The 16,270-nt window shown below is 57.5% G+C and carries 19 protein-coding genes and 2 tRNA genes; 5 read left to right on the top strand and 16 right to left on the bottom strand.

Translation table 11 applies throughout. The features are described 5' to 3' along the window. Positions 1 to 11 precede the first annotated feature (11 nt). From thiD to NXF97_RS07425, 4 genes are read right to left on the bottom strand one after another with little or no spacing between them, the layout of a single operon-like run. Positions 12 to 875 (bottom strand): bifunctional hydroxymethylpyrimidine kinase/phosphomethylpyrimidine kinase, encoded by an 864-nt coding sequence (gene thiD / locus NXF97_RS07440; RefSeq protein ID WP_274955585.1) that lies wholly within the window; start codon positions 873 to 875, stop codon positions 12 to 14. Further along, positions 857 to 2,140: a 3-deoxy-D-manno-octulosonic acid transferase gene (locus NXF97_RS07435; protein WP_274955584.1), complete on the bottom strand. Its 1,284-nt coding sequence runs from the start codon at positions 2,138 to 2,140 to the stop codon at positions 857 to 859. The genes thiD and NXF97_RS07435 overlap by 19 nt, the downstream gene beginning before the upstream one ends. Then, complete coding sequence (waaC, locus tag NXF97_RS07430) at positions 2,137 to 3,114, bottom strand: lipopolysaccharide heptosyltransferase I (protein ID WP_274955583.1); 978 nt, start codon at positions 3,112 to 3,114, stop codon at positions 2,137 to 2,139. Before waaC ends, NXF97_RS07435 begins: the two co-directional genes overlap by 4 nt. Then, entirely contained in the window at positions 3,114 to 4,526 is a 1,413-nt protein-coding gene (locus tag NXF97_RS07425; protein ID WP_074008846.1) for a glucose-6-phosphate isomerase, read from the bottom strand. Before NXF97_RS07425 ends, waaC begins: the two co-directional genes overlap by 1 nt. A gap of 257 nt (positions 4,527 to 4,783) precedes the next feature. Between NXF97_RS07425 and rfaE1 the strand changes: the two genes are divergently transcribed. From rfaE1 to gmhB, 3 genes are read left to right on the top strand one after another with little or no spacing between them, the layout of a single operon-like run. Further along, on the top strand, positions 4,784 to 5,719 hold the full coding sequence (gene rfaE1 / locus NXF97_RS07420) for a D-glycero-beta-D-manno-heptose-7-phosphate kinase (protein ID WP_074008901.1): 936 nt from the start codon (positions 4,784 to 4,786) through the stop codon (positions 5,717 to 5,719). Beyond that, positions 5,720 to 6,712, top strand: coding sequence for an ADP-glyceromanno-heptose 6-epimerase (gene rfaD / locus NXF97_RS07415; protein ID WP_274955582.1), 993 nt, complete (start codon positions 5,720 to 5,722; stop codon positions 6,710 to 6,712). It abuts the gene before it with no gap. Beyond that, a complete protein-coding gene (gene gmhB, locus NXF97_RS07410) occupies positions 6,699 to 7,262 on the top strand; it encodes a D-glycero-beta-D-manno-heptose 1,7-bisphosphate 7-phosphatase (RefSeq protein WP_235836712.1) in 564 nt (187 codons plus the stop codon). The genes rfaD and gmhB overlap by 14 nt, the downstream gene beginning before the upstream one ends. On the opposite strand, the gene NXF97_RS07405 is transcribed toward gmhB, so the two are convergent. The 7 genes from NXF97_RS07405 to recA form a co-directional block, all read right to left on the bottom strand. Continuing rightward, positions 7,263 to 7,412, bottom strand: a complete 150-nt coding sequence (locus NXF97_RS07405; protein WP_154666302.1) for a hypothetical protein — start codon at positions 7,410 to 7,412, stop codon at positions 7,263 to 7,265. Next, positions 7,388 to 7,726 carry an AEC family transporter gene (locus tag NXF97_RS10805; RefSeq protein WP_337560128.1) on the bottom strand — a complete coding sequence of 113 codons (339 nt, stop codon included), beginning with the start codon at positions 7,724 to 7,726 and terminating at the stop codon, positions 7,388 to 7,390. The genes NXF97_RS07405 and NXF97_RS10805 overlap by 25 nt, the downstream gene beginning before the upstream one ends. A gap of 256 nt (positions 7,727 to 7,982) precedes the next feature. Continuing rightward, positions 7,983 to 8,669, bottom strand: coding sequence for a TerC family protein (locus NXF97_RS07400; RefSeq protein ID WP_235836718.1), 687 nt, complete (start codon positions 8,667 to 8,669; stop codon positions 7,983 to 7,985). A gap of 128 nt (positions 8,670 to 8,797) precedes the next feature. Beyond that, positions 8,798 to 9,676, bottom strand: coding sequence for a succinate--CoA ligase subunit alpha (sucD, locus tag NXF97_RS07395; RefSeq protein ID WP_274955581.1), 879 nt, complete (start codon positions 9,674 to 9,676; stop codon positions 8,798 to 8,800). Beyond that, complete coding sequence (gene sucC / locus NXF97_RS07390; RefSeq protein ID WP_074008850.1) at positions 9,673 to 10,863, bottom strand: ADP-forming succinate--CoA ligase subunit beta; 1,191 nt, start codon at positions 10,861 to 10,863, stop codon at positions 9,673 to 9,675. Before sucC ends, sucD begins: the two co-directional genes overlap by 4 nt. A gap of 123 nt (positions 10,864 to 10,986) precedes the next feature. After that, positions 10,987 to 11,472, bottom strand: a complete 486-nt coding sequence (gene recX / locus NXF97_RS07385; protein WP_235836713.1) for a recombination regulator RecX — start codon at positions 11,470 to 11,472, stop codon at positions 10,987 to 10,989. Between the two features lie 6 nt (positions 11,473 to 11,478). Further along, entirely contained in the window at positions 11,479 to 12,693 is a 1,215-nt protein-coding gene (gene recA / locus NXF97_RS07380) for a recombinase RecA (RefSeq protein WP_274955580.1), read from the bottom strand. 401 nt (positions 12,694 to 13,094) lie between these two features. Here recA and NXF97_RS07375 point away from each other — a divergent pair. Together NXF97_RS07375 and NXF97_RS07370 are read left to right on the top strand one after the other, a co-directional pair. Then, a tRNA-Lys gene (locus NXF97_RS07375) sits at positions 13,095 to 13,170 on the top strand. A 14-nt stretch (positions 13,171 to 13,184) separates the two neighbouring features. Next, positions 13,185 to 13,260, top strand: a tRNA-Lys gene (locus tag NXF97_RS07370). 159 nt (positions 13,261 to 13,419) lie between these two features. On the opposite strand, the gene tatC is transcribed toward NXF97_RS07370, so the two are convergent. The 5 genes from tatC to NXF97_RS07345 form a co-directional block, all read right to left on the bottom strand. Continuing rightward, the gene (gene tatC / locus NXF97_RS07365; RefSeq protein WP_022373018.1) at positions 13,420 to 14,217 is read right to left on the bottom strand and encodes a twin-arginine translocase subunit TatC; all 798 of its coding nucleotides are present in this window, start codon (positions 14,215 to 14,217) and stop codon (positions 13,420 to 13,422) included. Between the two features lie 12 nt (positions 14,218 to 14,229). After that, complete coding sequence (gene tatB, locus NXF97_RS07360) at positions 14,230 to 14,880, bottom strand: Sec-independent protein translocase protein TatB (RefSeq protein ID WP_022373019.1); 651 nt, start codon at positions 14,878 to 14,880, stop codon at positions 14,230 to 14,232. A gap of 104 nt (positions 14,881 to 14,984) precedes the next feature. Next, complete coding sequence (gene tatA, locus NXF97_RS07355) at positions 14,985 to 15,248, bottom strand: Sec-independent protein translocase subunit TatA (RefSeq protein ID WP_274955579.1); 264 nt, start codon at positions 15,246 to 15,248, stop codon at positions 14,985 to 14,987. A 35-nt stretch (positions 15,249 to 15,283) separates the two neighbouring features. Further along, positions 15,284 to 15,628 carry a histidine triad nucleotide-binding protein gene (locus NXF97_RS07350; RefSeq protein WP_022373021.1) on the bottom strand — a complete coding sequence of 115 codons (345 nt, stop codon included), beginning with the start codon at positions 15,626 to 15,628 and terminating at the stop codon, positions 15,284 to 15,286. A 15-nt stretch (positions 15,629 to 15,643) separates the two neighbouring features. Continuing rightward, positions 15,644 to 16,027 (bottom strand): phosphoribosyl-ATP diphosphatase, encoded by a 384-nt coding sequence (locus NXF97_RS07345; protein WP_022373022.1) that lies wholly within the window; start codon positions 16,025 to 16,027, stop codon positions 15,644 to 15,646. Positions 16,028 to 16,270: the final 243 nt, after the last annotated feature.

Raw genomic sequence — 16,270 nt, 5'->3', positions numbered from 1 at the left:
TTCAAAACAGCTCAGGACTCACGCGGCAAAGACGGTGTTTCTGTCTGCCAGAGACGTACAAAATGATGTACGGGGCCGTGGCCGCTGCCGACACTGAGGCTGTCGGCGGCAGCAATCGCCTCCGCGATATAGGCTTTTGCCAGGCGTACGGCTTCGGCCGCATCGTCCGTGCGCGCAAGAAACGCCGCCAGGGCTGAAGAGAGCGTACAGCCCGTGCCGTGCGTATTTTTTGTGGCCGTGCGCGGCGCTTCAATCCAAAACGTTTCCCCGCGCGAATAAAAGAGGTCGCTTGCAGCGCTTGAGGCCTCGAGGTGCCCGCCCTTTAAAAGAACGGCGCCGCCGGCCTTCATCATCGCTGAAAGCGCTTCTGCTGCCTCAGCCATTGCGTCTTTCGTTTCAACCGTGCGCCCCAAAAGGTCGCCGGCTTCGGGCAGATTCGGCGTCACGATGTCGGCTAAAGGCAAAAGCTCGGTTTTAAGCGCCTCAAGCGCGTCTTCGCGCAAAAGGCGGTCCCCGCTTTTTGCGACCATTACCGGATCGAGCACCACCCAGCGGGGTTTATAGCGGCGAAGCGCCCCGGCGACAACCCCGATCACCGCCGCGTCGTTCAGCATCCCAATCTTGACGGCCGCAGGCGGCACATCGGTAAAAACGGCCTCAAGCTCTTTACCCACAAAGTCCGCGGGCACGGGCATCACGCCCGTCACGCCCCGCGTATTCTGAGCAGTGAGCGCCGTCACCACGCCCATGGCGTAAACGCCGCAGGCGCTCATTGCCTTAATGTCGGCCAAAACCCCGGCGCCGCCCGAGGGATCAACGCCGGCAATGGAAAGGCAGTTCTTGACGGCGCCCTTTTTTACGCACTCTTTTTCCACAGCTCCTCCGCCTTATCAGCCATCTTGCCTACGGCACCCGTGTAGGTCTTGGCAAAGGTGAGCGCCCTTTGCGAAGCCAGACTGCGCAGTGCGGCATTATCCACAAGTTCCAGGGCCCGGGTGATGCCCTCTCGGGCATCCTTTACGGCAAAAGCCGCGCCCATACGCAGCGCATCCGCGGCAATCTGCGCGAAGTTATAGGTTGAGGGGCCAAGAATCACAGGGGAACCGGCCGCAGCCGGTTCAATAAGGTTCTGACAGCCCGTGTTGCCGAAACTGCCGCCCATGAGGCACACGTCCGCAGCCGCGCAGTAAAAACTCATCTCCCCCATGCTGTCGCCCAGAATCACATCGTGTCGGGCGTCAAGCGCCTCAAGCGACGGGCAAGCGCTGCGGCGGACAACGTCAAGCCCTGCAGCCTCCAAAAGCTGCGCCACTTCGTTAAAGCGCTGCGGATGGCGCGGCACCAAAAGCACTGTGACCTTGCCGGCAAAACACCTTAAAAGCGGCGCAAACATCGCTTCTTCGCCTTCGCGGGTGCTCGCTATCAGAACAACGGGCCGACCGGCTTTTGCCTTAAAGTCCCGCGCAAGACGCGTCTGTCCAGGATCCTCACGCACCTCAAACTTAAGCGAACCGCAGACCGTGATGTTTTTGGCGCCGAGCGCCTCAAAGCGCGCCGCATCGGCTTTACTTTGCGCAAGCACTGCATCAAACGAGGCAAAGGCCGGACGCATGACGGCCTCAAACTGAAGCGCCTTTTTCAGGCTTTTTTCCGACTCACGGGCGTTCGCCAGCACCACAGGAATCCCGCGGCGGTGAATTTCGGCGAGCATATTGGGCCAGACCTCGGTTTCCATGAAAACCGCAAGCCGCGGACGCGTCTCATCCAAAAACCGCCGGGCATACGCAGGCACGTCGTACGGGAGATAACACTGCGTGACGCGCCCGGCAAAGCGTTTGGCAAGTTTCAGGCCGGCATCCCGCCCCGTCGGCGTCATGCAGGTAAGAAGCACTTCAATATCCCCGAAGCGCTTGACGAGTTCTTCAATCAGGGGCGCCGCCGCATTGGTTTCACCGACACTGACCGCATGCACCCAAAGGCGGGGCTTTACGGGGGAGGGAAAAGGCTTTCGGGCAAAACGCTCATCCCAGTTAAGCAGATAGTCAGGTTGCTTTTTGGCACGTTTTTTCAGGTAGAGCTTTGCCAGCGGCACGCAAAGCGACGTGAGCAAGCCGTAGATGCGCGGCGTCACGAGCGTCATACCGCGACCTTTCGGCCGGTAACGGCGGCAAAGGCGTCAAGCACTTCGCTCACGCCCGGAACAACCCCCTTATCACCCACCGTCACGGCTTTACCTTCGCTCACAAGCGAGAAAAGTTGCGCCGAGGTGCCGACAATGATGCCCACGGCCGGCACGGCAAGCGCGGCTGCGAGGTGCGAAAGCCCCGTATCCACGCCGATCACACCCACTGAGTCCTTCATGACGGAGGCAATTTCGGGAATCCGCATATGAGGCGCCACAACGGCTCCGCGCACCTGCGCGGCAATGTCTTCCACGCGGCTTTTTTCTTTCTGGTTACCCCAGACAAAAAGAGGTGTGATGCCGCTTTTAACGAGCGCATCGGCAGCCTCCGCCCACCGCTCGCGCGCCCAGAGCTTTTCCTCGCGGCTTGTGTTGACCGCAAGAACCGCAAAGGGTTCCGCGCAGGGGGCTTCTGTCAGGGGCTTGGCCTTAAGGCCGAACTGAGGGTGTTCCTCATCAATCGTGTAACCGAGGCACCGGGCCGCCATCACACGGTAGCGCCGAACGGGCGTGAGGCTTTCCGGCACCTCTTCGGTTTCGGAATAAAAGTAGCTTGCCAGAGGCTCACGGATCGTGTTTTTGGAGTACCCCACGGACTTCACGCCGCACCAGCGGGCAATAAGCGCCGTTCGGATCAGTCCCTGCAGGTCAATCACGATGTCGTAGTGATTTTCTCTGAGAAGGTGTCTGAGATCCGACACCTCCCTGCGGGTGACCGCAGAAAGCGGATGCTTTTTCCAGCGCCTGAAGGCCGTGACAATCGTGTTGTCGATAAAGGGACTTAAGTCGGTGACGTCCCGGAAACTTTCCTCAATCACCCAGTCAAGCTGCGCCTCGGGCAGCGCCTGTTTGATGTCAAAGGCTGCCGGGAGCGCGTGAATCACGTCGCCCATGGAGCTTGAGCGGATCACTAGAATCTTTTTTACTGTCATCAGAGAATGTCGGCTTCAGCCGAGCGGCTCAGTTTCTTACCGAGCTCCACCCCCGGCTGATCAAAGGGATTGATGCCGAAGAGTGTACCGAGCATTGTGGTCTTGTGTTCGTAAAGCGCCATCAGAGCGCCCAGGCGCCCGGCGTTTAATTCGTCCACGGCGAGGGTGCTCACGGCATTAAAGTACGGTTCTGCCGGATCGCGCGTCACAAGCGCTTCGGCCTGGGCCTTGGCGTTTGCGATCAGCACGCGGTGCAGATCCGCATGACGGTGCCCGGGCTTCTCGCACCAGCACAGATCAATCGAAGAGCACGACGTCCCCTCGCGCAGCCACTGATAGAAGGAGTGCTGCGACTCGTTGCCGTGACCGCCCCAGATCCCCTGCCCCGTGCGGCCTTTAATGCGGCTGCCGTCAGGCGCCCGGTTCTTGCCGAGGCTTTCCATCTCAAGCTGCTGAATCCAGGAAACAAGCACCCGCAGCCTTTCGTCGTAGGGAAGGAAGCAGTGCGTGGGAATAGCCTGCGTGACGGCGTTGTAGTAGGTCATCAGGGCCATTAAAAGCGCCATATTGTCTTCGGCCGGGGTGTCCGCGACGTGTTCGTCCATAGCGTGAGCGCCCGCGAGAAGCTGCCGGAAAACCTCCGGCCCCAGGGCAATCGCGCAGGGCAGTCCCACGGCACTCCAGACGGAAAAGCGCCCGCCCACCCAGTCCCAGATCGGGAAGAAGTTTTCTTCGGGTAGGTTCATCGACTGCGGGGCCTTGGAATTGGCGGACACGACAACCATATGGTGCGTTCTGTCCTTGCCGGAAATACCTGCGTCCAGAAGCCACTGATCCAGCGCCGCGGCGTTAACCGCCGTCTCACGCGTTCTGAAACTTTTGGAAGAAACAACGACGAGCGTCTTAAAGGGGTTTAAGCCGCTCACGACCCGGTCAAAAAGCACGCCGTCAGCCGAACTCATAAAGTGCAGGCGGATTGAAGGCTGCACATAACGCAGCGCGTGGTAAACGGCGCGCGGCCCCATTTCCGAGCCCCCGATACCAACATTGATCACGTCGGTGATCGCGTCACCGCGGCAGCCGCAGAAAAGACCGCTTCTGACGTCTTCGGCAAAGCGGCAGACCTGGTTTAACGCCTTCATCACTTCGGTGTGAAAAGGCGCCGAGACCGAGGGGTCTCTTAAAGCCGTATGCAGTGCCGGACGGTTTTCGCTCGGATTCACGATTTCGCCGCTTCGCATCGCGGCGTTGGCGGCAAGAACCCCTTTTTCTTCGGCAAGGTCGAGAAGCCCCTTTAAGTCCCGTCCCGTGAGGCGCTGCCTTCCGATGTCCAGTGTGATGCCGCAGGCGGTTTTGACGCACCGGCCGGCCAGGGTGTCGCGAAGGAAAGGATGCTGAAGCGTATCGGGCATGACAAAGACGGATTTGTGGTCCAGGCAGGGCAAAAACAGCCGCCGGGAACGTGTTGCAGATAACCTGAAAGTTTATCAGGGTACTTCCCTGAGCCCGCCGCCCTATTCGTTACCCGCCGTTTCCGCGGAAACACTGTTTTGCAGATTGCGCAGCGGCCGCGGACAAAATGCGCAGAAAGCCGCCGTTTTCCCACGTTGCCTCGGCTAAAATCAGCAAAATCGAGCGGCACCTCCCTTATGCCGCGAAAGCTCTGCGAATGATTACAAAAGAAGAACTCTCCGCCAAACGCCTTTTAGTGGTCGGCGACTCAATGCTTGACCGCTACTGGTTCGGCGACACCAACCGTATTTCCCCCGAAGCGCCCGTTCCCGTGGTGCGTATCGTCAAAGAGGAAAACCGGCTCGGGGGAGCGGCCAACGTGGCGCTAAACATCGCCTGCCTCGGAGCCCGCGTGTCTCTGATGAGCGTGATCGGGCGCGACGATGCCGGGCACGCCCTGCGTGACCTTCTCGATAAAGCCGGTATTGAAGGCTTGCTGCAGGAAGACACCTCAGTGCGCACCACCGTGAAACTCAGGGTGCTCGCACGGCGCCAGCAACTTGTGCGCGTGGACTTTGAAGACCACCCCGCCGGCGAAGTGCTTGCCGCACTCACCGAAGAATTTTCCGCCAAGATTGCCGGTTACGACGCACTTGTGCTCTCGGACTACGGCAAAGGCGGGCTCGAACATATCCGCCGCATCATTGCAACGGCCCGCGAATGCTGCATTCCGGTGCTTGTTGACCCGAAGGGCGACGACTACAGCCGCTATCACGGCGCCACCGTCATCACCCCGAACCGCTCAGAACTCGCGCAGGTGATCGGCCAGTGGAAAACCGAAGAAGAACTGCACACCAAGGCGCAGAACTTAAGAAAGGAGCTTGCCCTCAAGGCGCTTCTTTTAACGCGCAGCGAAGAAGGCATGACCTTATTTACCGATGCGGGTGCTCTCACCGTACCCGCACAGGCGCGTGAAGTGTTTGATGTTTCAGGCGCCGGTGACACCGTGATTGCCGTCACCGCCGCCATGCTTGCCGCAGGGCTCAGTGAAGAAGAAGCCGTGCGCATTGCCAACAGAGCCGGAGGCATCGTTGTCGGAAAACTCGGCACGGCTTCTGTGAGTTTTGAAGAACTTTTCTGTCAGGATCATTAAATGTCGATTCTTGTGACCGGAGCCGCGGGTTTTATCGGCTGCAACTGTGTGCTTGCCTTAAACAAAGCGGGCTTTAACGACATCATTGCCGTGGACAACCTCACCCGTGCCGAGAAGTTTTTAAACCTCGCACAGGGACACATCACGGACTACTTCGATAAAAACGACTTTATTGAACGCGTGCGTAAGGGCACGGCTCCGATTCCAGAGGCCGTGGTTCACATGGGCGCCTGTTCCGACACGATGGAAACGGACGGACGCTACATCATGGAGAACAACTACCGCTATACGCTTGACCTTTTTGCCTGGGCCCAGAAGCTCAAGATCCCCTTTGTAAACGCAAGTTCGGCCGCCACCTACGGCGCAAGCACCGTCTTTACCGAAGACCTCAAAAACGAGGGGCCCCTGAACTGCTACGGCTACTCGAAGTTCCTGTTTGACCAGGTGCTCCGAGCCCGCATGGCAAACCTCTCCGCCCCCACCGTGAACCTGCGCTTTTTCAATGTCTACGGCCCGCACGAGCAGCACAAGGGCCGCATGGCCTCCGTCGCGTTTCACCAGTATTTCCAGTTCAAAAAGGACGGAAAGGTGAAGCTCTTTGAAGGGTGCCTCGGTTACGGCAACGGCTGCCAGATGCGCGACTTCGTGTATGTGGAGGATGTCGTCAGCGTCGTGCGGTACTTCCTCACCGCGGGCGTTTCCGGCATCTTTAACTGCGGCACAGGCCGTGCGCAGCCCTTTAACGACATTGCCCTTACCGTCGTGAATTCCCTCACGGGCGTAAACCGCACACTTGAAGAAGCGGTGTCTGCGGGCCTTATCGAATACATCCCCTTCCCCGAAGCGCTCAAGGGAAAATATCAGGCCTACACGCAGGCTGATCTTTCGGCACTGCGAAACGCCGGCTGCAACGTCAAGTTCCGCAGCGTCCAGGAAGGTACGGCCGACTACATGAATTACCTCGCCAAGACCTATCCCGATGGCAACCGGTAATTTGCGCCGCGCGGTTTTCTTAGACAGAGACGGTGTCATCAACGTCGACACCGCCTACTGCTCCCGGATCGAAGACTTCCGGTTTGTGGACGGCGTGCTTGAAGCCGCTAAAGCCCTTTACGCTGCGGGCTGGCTTCTGGTGGTGGTCACCAACCAGTCCGGCATCGGCCGCGGCTACTACACCGAGGTGGATTTCAGGCGGCTTACGGGCTGGATGAAGGATGTCTTTGAAAAGGCGGGAGCACCCTTGGCGGACGTCCGTTTTTGTCCGCACCACCCGGACGCTGCCGTCCCCGAATACCGCTGCCGCTGCAACTGCCGCAAACCCGCGCCCGGGATGATCCTTGAGGCTGCCGAAACACTCGGTATCGATCTCACGCAAAGCGTGATGGTCGGTGACAAACAAGGCGACATGCAGGCCGCCAAAGCCGCCGGGATCCCCCACCGGATTTTGGTCGGTACCGACGGCAAAGCCGTGCCCGAAACCGTCCCCGAAGCCACCGATACGGCCCGATCGCTCACCGAAGCCGCGGCGCTCATTCTCGGGTAGTCAGACTTTTCCGGCCAGCGGCGCAAGAACAAACGCGCACCAGACAGAAAGCGTCACCATCGAAACCAACGTCTGGGCAGTGGTGACGTTTGCCACCGCCGCGGCATTTCCCCGCATCGACGCCGTCATGACGTAACAGGACTGTGCCATCGGAAGCGCCGCAAAGAGAATAAGCACACCGCTTTCGACCGCCCCCAACCCACCAGCGGTACGGCAACAAGCCGCTGCACGGACGAAGCCGCCATCAGCGAAAGCTCTTCCTTAAAGGCCTTCCACTGCAGGCCCGCACCGATGCAAAGCAAACCCATCGCAAGTGAAGCGCTCCCGAGGTGTTGTAAAAAAGTCTCCGCGGGCACGGGCAGTTTCAGACCCGCACAATTCACGGCAAGACCCAAAAGCGTTGCGATGATAAGGGGATTTTTAAGAACGGTTTTAATGACCGATGTACGAGGCCGTCCGGACACGGCAAGAAGCCGCAGGAAACCAGGGGGAGGCCGCCAGAACAGCTCTTAGCAAAATGATCAGAAAGTCCGGCAGGACAAGAAACACACTGTCCATCTTTTCTCCCGAGAACCTCGGCCGATACCGCAAGGCTACCGAACTTTCGGCAATCGCGGAGCACCCGCGCCTGAGCGCTCGCTCAAAGACAGGATACAGGCAGCAAAAAGGCCGGGTATCTGCTTTTGATATCCCGGCCTTTTTCTTACCGCTTAACGTGCATTACGGCTTTTTCACCACAACGCCTGCCGCGGGCTTTAATTTGGCCCTGGCCTTTGCGCGCTGCACGCAGATCGCGCCCACAACCACCACGATCGCCGCACCGACAGCGGCGCCGAGGTAATGCCATTCAGGCAGCGTCGGCCAGTACTTCACAAGGAAACCGTCGCTTGTGAACATGCCGCCCGCGATCCACCCGAGAAGACCGCCGCCGAACCACACAATCACCGGGAAGCGGTCAATCAGGCGCAGAATCACCTGGCTGCCGAACACAATAAAGGGCACGGAAACCACAAGGCCGAAGATCACGAGCAGTGTCTGATGGTCTTCATGCGCCTGCTGCGCAGCGCCCGCGATGGCGATCACGTTATCCAGACTCATCACAAAGTCCGCAACGATGATGGTCTTGATCGCACCGAGGAGCTTGGAAGATCCGGCAATGTTTTCATGCGAATCCTCAGGCTCAGGCAGCACAAGCTTCACGCCGATCCACAACAAAAGCGCCCCGCCCACAACTTTCAGGAACGGCAGATCCAGCAGCAGCACGGCAAACGTGATGAGAATCACGCGCAGGATGATGGCGCCGGCGGTACCCCAGAAAACGCCCTTAAAGCGCTGTTCGTGCGGCAGGTTGCGGCACGCAAGCGCAATCACGACGGCGTTGTCGCCGCCTAGAAGAATATCAATCATGATGATCTGGCCCACCGCACCCCAGTGCAGGTTGACCAGAAGATCCCAAAGCCACTCCACTTTTTACGCCCCCAAAACTGTCTCAAAAAATAAGCGGTGCATTATGGCACCGCTGCATGACAATAAATTTACAAAACCGATGCAAGAAGCTCACCGATAGCGGCCGGATCCCGCGTGGTACGGATGCCGCAGGCGTTCATCACCGAGAGTTTCTCTTCGGCCGTGCCGCGCCCCGCGGCGATGATGGCGCCGGCGTGCCCCATACGACGCCCTTCCGGAGCCGTCAGTCCCGCGATAAAGCCCACCACGGGTTTAACCATATTGTCCCGGGCCCAGCGCGCGGCAATTTCTTCGTCTTCGCCCCCGATCTCACCGATCATCACCACGGCGTCCGTATCGGGATCTTCGTTAAAGAGCTTCAAAACGTCAATATGCTTTAGTCCGTTCACAGGATCCCCGCCGATACCGACGGCAGTGGACTGCCCGAGCCCCAGGGCCGTCAACTGCGCCACCGCTTCGTAGGTAAGGGTGCCGGAGCGCGAGACCACGCCGATGCGGCCCTTCCTGCAGATGTGTCCCGGCATGATGCCGATCTTCATCACATCAGGCGTAATGATCCCGGGGCAGTTGGGTCCCAGAAGCAGCGTACGGCTTCCCATGTCGCGCATGGTATTTTTCACGCGCAGCATATCCATCACGGGGATGCCCTCGGTGATGCAGACCACAAAACGCAGTTCCGCCTTCACCGCTTCAAGAATTGCGTCCGCGGCAAACGCGGGCGGCACGTAGATGACGGACGCGTCCGCGCCGGTTGCCTCTTTGGCTTCCGCCACCGTCGCATAAATCGGAATATCGTCAAAAAGCTGTCCGGCCTTACGGGGATTGACGCCAGCGACAAAGTTGGCGGCATTGGCGTATTCCCGGCAGGCTCTCGTATGAAAAGCTGCCGTCTTGCCGGTAATGCCCTGGGTGATGACGCGCGTGGCGCCGTTAACCAAAATACTCATGACGCCTCCGAACTGTTGACGGGTTTGCCGGCCGCACAGGCAACGGCTTTTTCCGCGGCCTCGGCCATGGTGACCGCCGTAATCACGGGCAGGCCGCTTTCGGCGAGAATTCTGCAGCCGAGCTCTTCATTGGTGCCGTGCATGCGCACCACCAGCGGGACCTTAAGCTGCACCGCGCGGCAGGCTTCGGTCACCCCTTGGGCAATCGTGTCGCAGTGCATGATGCCCCCGAAGATATTCACGAGAACCGCTTTTACCTTCGGATTGGCCAGCATCAGCTCAAACGCGGTTTTGACGCGCTCGGCATCGGCGCTCCCCCCGACGTCAAGAAAATTCGCGGGCTCGCCGCCGTAAAGCTTGATGGAGTCCATGGTGGCCATCGCAAGCCCCGCACCGTTCACCATACAGGCAATGTTGCCGTCAAGGTTCACAAAGCTCAGATGACTTTCCTGGGCCTTCACTTCGGTCGGGTCTTCCTGTGTGACGTCACGCAACGCTGCAATGTCCGGATGCCGGAAAAGCGCGTTGTCGTCAAAAATCATCTTGGCGTCCAAGGCGCAGACCGTGCCGTCAGCCAGGACCGCCAGCGGATTGATTTCAATGAGTGAGGCGTCCTTGTCTTCAAAAAGCCGGCACAGTCCCTCAAAGTACGCGGCAGCGAGTTCGGCCGTCTTGCCTTCAAGCCCCACCGCGCGGGCAACTTCAAGAAATGCGCCGGGCTCAGCGCCCTTTACAGGGTCAATAAGAAGGCGCTTGACGGCATCAGGGGCCTTCTGCGCCACCTCTTCAATATCCATACCGCCCGAAGCGCAGGCAATGAGGCAGAGCTTTTGCGCGGCTCTGTCAACCAAAACCGAGGCATAAAGCTCACGGGCAATCTCTGCGCCCGACTCAATGTAAAGCCGGGAGACCGTCTGACCTTCGGGGCCGGTCTGTTTGGTGACAAGGCATTTACCGAGCATGCCGGCCGCCAGTGTTTCCACTTCGTCCGCGGAGTGCGCGATTTTGACGCCGCCCGCTTTGCCGCGGCCGCCCGCATGAATCTGCGCCTTGACGGCATAAACGGGACCGGCAAGACGCTCTGCGGCTTCTTTAGCCTGGGCTGCACTGAAGGCAGGAAGTCCGGCGAGCACCGCAAGGTCCGCGGCCTTCAGAAGCTCTTTTGCCTGATATTCGTGAATTTTCATTTTGCGGTGTCGGCCGCTCAGGCCGCATCAGTCAAATCGAAACGGGGGGGGGTTAATTGTGCAGACTTTCCGCGCCCAGTGCCTCAGCAATCAGACTTAGAAATTCCCTTCCGGCCGCGGCCTTTAGGAAAAATCATCCTCGTCGGCGCTGCTGCCGGCTTCCGAGAGAATTTTGGAAATCACGTCAAAGGAAAAGCCGCGGGCCGCCAGAAACCGGATCTGCCGTGCTTTTTCCTTGTAGTCGGCAGGCGCCTCGCCGAACTTACGCTGCCAGACAGCGCGCGCCCTGTCGATTTCGGGTTCGGTCTGCTCCATGGCGGCTGTGATTGCGTCGGCATCCACCCCCTGCTGCCGCAGCTCCTGCGCCACACGGCGGTTGCCGTAGCGCATGCTTCTTACGCGTACCCGCCCCTCAGCGTAACGTTCGTCGGAGAGGTAGCCCTTTGCCTGCAGATCGTCCAAAACCGCAATCACGTCGTCTGCGGTCTCCCCTTCTGTGAGGGTACGCATGAGCTTACGGTAAAGCTCCAGCCGGCTGTACTCACGTCTGGAGAGGGCATCAATGCCCCGCATCATGAGCGAGCGGGGCTTTTTCTCACGTCCGGGCAACTTCGCTTACTCGTAAAGTTCTGCCGGATCAATCACGGTTTCGGCAACCGGATCGACGGTCTTGGCCTTAGCAGGGACCAGGTCCTTCGCTTCCGCCTTCTTGGTGGGCTTGTCGGCCTTAGCGGCCTCAGCTTCGACGGCCGGAGCGGGCTTGGCGTCCAGAGACACCGTCTTATTCTTCATGCCCTTTAACGCACGGATCTTGTTTTCAATCTCAAGGGCCATCTCCGGATGTTCCTTAAGGTAGTTGCGGGCGTTGTCCTTACCCTGACCGATACGGGTGCCTTCGTAGCTGTACCAGGCGCCGCTCTTATCGACGACGTTAAGGTCCGAACCGATGTCAAGGAGTTCGCCTTCGTAGGAGATGCCTTCCCCGTAAAGGATGTCAAAACCGGCTTCCTTAAAGGGAGGCGCCACCTTATTTTTCACAACCTTCACGCGGGTTTCGGAACCGTAGACTTCTTCGCCCTTTTTCAGCGCGTTCTTGCGGCGGATATCGATACGCACGGAGCTGTAGAACTTCAGGGCATTGCCGCCCGTCGTGACTTCGGGGCTGCCGTAAGTGACGCCGATCTTCATACGGATCTGGTTAATGAAGATCACAAGGGTCTTTGTCTTCGTGATCGAAGCGGTGAGCTTACGCAGAGCCTGACTCATCAGACGGGCCTGCAGGCCGGGAAGCGCTTCACCCATATCGCCTTCGATTTCGCTTCTCGGCGTTAAAGCCGCCACCGAGTCAATGACGATGAGGTCAACGGAACCCGAACGCACGAGCGCATCTGTGATTTCCAGTGCTTGTTCACCGGTATCGGGCTGCGACATGTAAAGCTCATCAAGATTCACTCCGAGCTTGGCGGCGTACTGCGCGTCAAGCGCATGTTCGGCATCGATAAAGGCGCAGGTGCCGCCGATTTTCTGCATCTCGGCAATGACGTGCAGCGTAAGCGTCGTCTTACCGGAACTTTCAGGCCCGTAGATTTCAACCACACGGCCGCGGGGAAGTCCGCCCACGCCGAGCGCGATATCAAGACCCAAGGAGCCCGTACTCACCACATCAACGTCTTCGACCTTTTCAGTGCCGGACATACGCATGATGGAGCCCTTGCCGAACTCCTTTTCAATGAAGGAGACGGCGGCGGCCAGCGCCTTCTTGCGTTCTTCCTTGTCGCTGATGCGCTCAACCTTCGGCAGTTCCTTGTCCTTTTTCTTGTCAGCAGCCATGATGCAACTCTTTTCTCTGAAAATATATAATAGAAATAAACTATTTTGCAGTTTTCCACTCCGAAAGCAGCTGAATCAGAAGATCATCAATTGCTACTTTTAGAATATTCAGATTGTTTATTCCTTTATTTAAAAGGGATCAGAACAAACATCCGTCATCTGCTTAATCGGAATCTTGCCTGAAGAAAATGAGAAAAGCGAGAAAATCCGAGTCATTTTTGTTAGAGTTAACCCTAAACATTGAGACACTGTTAACAAAAATTTGAAAAATTCTCTCTATTGATCCTCTGCTCCGGGCGCTCTTTCCCGCAAAAAAATTTGACAAGAGAAAAAAACTCGTGTTTAATTCGCGTCCTCGGTTGATTGTTCCTCTGCGAACTGGACAGATCGCCAGGTTCTGGGGGTCGTTAGCTCAGTCGGTAGAGCAGCGGACTTTTAATCCGTTGGTCGTGAGTTCGAATCTCGCACGACCCACCAACAATTAATCGATCGGGAGCGTAGCTCAGTTGGTAGAGCAGCGGACTCTTAATCCGTCGGTCCAGAGTTCGAGTCTCTGCGCTCCCACCACAATTCAGAAAGCCTGACAATCTCACGGTTGTCAGGCTTTCGTCTTTTCCGCCCCTTCTCCCCGACAAAGAAAACGTCCCGCCAGACGCAAAAAAACCGGCAAAACACAGTGCGCGTCCTGCCGGTTCGGTTCGTTTCGCTTCGCTTCAAAGAGAAGCGTCAGCTTTCTTCCTCGTCGTCATCGTCGTTTCCCTCGTCCCTGCGCCCGAACATACGCACGCAGAGAAGCCCCACTTCAAAGAGAACAACAAGAGGAATCGCAAGCAGCAGCTGCGAGAGCACATCGGGCGGCGTAAAGATCGCCGCCAGCACGAAAGCGCCCACAATGATGAAGGGCCGGGCTTTAACGAGCTTTTCATAGGAAGCCACGCCCACGCGGTTTAACACCACCACAAGTATCGGCACTTCAAAGGTAATGCCGAAAGCAAAAAACATCGTGAGCACGAAGCTGAAGTAGCTGTCAATGTCAGGCGCAAAGTTCACGGAATCCGGCGAAAACCCGGCAATGAACTTAAAGACCATCCCGAAGACGATGAAGTAGCAGTAGGCCATGCCGACGGCAAACATCACAACGCTTGAGATAATCACCGGCAGCGCCAGGCGCTTTTCCCTGCGGTAAAGCGCAGGCGCAATATAGGCCCAGAGCTGATAGAGCACATAAGGCAGAGCCACCACAAAGGCCGCAAAAAGCGTGACCTTTAAGGGCACCATAAAGGGCGCCACAACGCCCGTGGCAAGAAGTTTTACGCCCTGCGGCAGCGCCACCATCAGAGGTCTCGACAGGTAGTCAAAGATCTGCTTCATGAAGGGCGACATGCACGCAAAGACGATCAGAATCGAAATCGCCGCCTTGACGATGCGGTTTCTCAGTTCAATGAGGTGCGAGACAAGCGGCTGCTCGTTGGCCGGATCGTCCGGCGCCTCAAGCTGTTCAGGTTCGTTTTTGATGTCAGCCATAGTGCTCAGTCATCAACGGTAAATACGGACCCGGTTGGAACGGGCACGGGACGCAAAACGGCGGTTGTTGCCGCCCAACTGAGGTGAGCGGTCGCCGAGCTCAGCCTTGAGTTTTTCGATCTGCTCGGCGAGTTCGTCAATGCTCGGCCCCGCCTTATAGCGCTTCTCAAAGACGTGCGAGGTGTCGTTGGCGGACGGATCTTCCCCGTACCAGCTGTAAAAGTCATCCGTGGCACTGGCCGTATTGTCAACGGCCGGCACTTCCTTGTACTTGGGCTCAGGATCGCTTTCAACAGCACCCGTCGTGTTTTCGGTGAGTTCCTTATAGCTGTCGGCAACGTCCTTGGCGGAAGCGTTGATGTCGTTTTCCACGCCCTTGACGTCATTTTCAAGTTGCTTGACTTCCGACTGCAGGCTGTCGGTTTCACCCTTAATGGTCTTGGTGAGGTTGTCTGCGGCGCTTTTGGCTTCTTCCTGAATCTTTTTGAGTTCAGCCAGTTCGGCCTCGCGCTCAATATCACCTTTGACCTGCGCCACCATGCGCTGCGCCTTGCCGATCCACTCGCCGGCGGTGCGCGCCACGACGGGCAGTTTTTCCGGGCCGAGCACGACAAGCGCCACAGCGCCGATCACGACAAGCTCTGAAAAACCGAAATCAAACATTTGGATGTTTCCGTAGGCTTACAAACACGCGAAAAAGGGGATGCCTGCCGAAAAACACGTTCCGGCAGCATCCCGCTTACATCAGTATCAGACCGAAGAAAGAATCAAGCGTCTTTCTTTTCGGTGGCCTTGCCTTCGACCACGTCGGCAGCGGCGGTCTTGGCGACTTCGGTCTTTTCTTCAGCGACCTGCTTGGGGGCTTCGGCGGTCTTTGCCGCAGCGCCCTTGTCGCCTTCGTTCATGCCTTCCTTAAAGCCCTTGATGGCGCCGCCCAGGTCCTTACCCATGTTCTTGAGCTTGCCGGTACCGAAAACGAGCACAACAATCGCCAGAACGATGAGCCAGTGCCAGATAGAAAGGGAACCCATTTTTTTACTCCTTGGCTTTAAGCCGCTGAATCGATTTACTTATCCCAGGGCTGAGGTCCGCCCAAGACATGAATATGCAGGTGAGGAACTTCCTGACCGCCGTCGCGGCCGGTGTTGATCACCGTTCTGAAACCGTTTTTGCAGCCGGCCTTTTTTGCAAGAACCGGCACAAGATTGATCATTTTACCCAACAATGCCGCATCTTCGGGAGCGGCGTCGGCCAAAGACTGAATGTGCTTTTTGGGAATGATCAGAAAATGCACGGGGGCCTTGGGGTGAATGTCATTGAAGGCGACGACGTCATCGTCTTCGTAAATCTTGCCGGCGGGAATATCGCCGCGTGAAATTTTGCAGAAAATACAGTCATCGAGCTGATGCATGCTTTCTCTCCCGGGTTATTTCTCAACAGTAGTTTGTGTCTGGTTTCTGCGGCGCTTTTCCTCAAGGCCGCTTAGACCCTCGCGGCGGTGAAGTTCCGCGAGAACCGTCTCAGGCCGCAGCCCGTAGTGCGAAAGCATCACGAGTGTGTGAAACCACAGGTCGGCCGTCTCGTAAATGATGTCTTTGGGGCTCTTATCCTTAGCCGCCATCACCACTTCGCAGGACTCCTCCCCGATCTTTTTCAAAATGCCGTCAGGCGCCTTGGAAAAAAGCTTGGCCACATAGCTCTTATCGGGATCGGCTCCCTTGCGGCTCTCAATCACATCGGCAATTTCCGTGAGCGTACGGCTCACATCAAAGTCCGGCGGTTCAATACGTACCTGATCGTGTTCCGACATAAAAACAAAAGTTCCTTACGCAAAGGATTCGTTGTCCGAGAAGGATACCAGCAAAGATTACGTGCGGCATTATCCCGAAGGCGGTATGCGCGCCGTCCTGAATACTCTGACGAGGGTTTCAGCCTTGGTTCGAAATACCCAGATTCCTCTGTACAAGCATTTGATTTATCAGGGCTATCAGAAAATTCAAAAGCAGAGAAACTCGGCTTCCCCGATGCCAAAAATCAGAACTATCCGTCTGCT

Origin of the sequence: Duodenibacillus massiliensis, assembly GCF_928721995.1 — a bacterium.
Taxonomy (GTDB): domain Bacteria; phylum Pseudomonadota; class Gammaproteobacteria; order Burkholderiales; family Burkholderiaceae_F; genus Duodenibacillus; species Duodenibacillus massiliensis.
The sequence above is the reverse complement of the archived record's forward strand: the minus strand, read 5'-3'. Positions and strand labels throughout refer to the sequence as shown.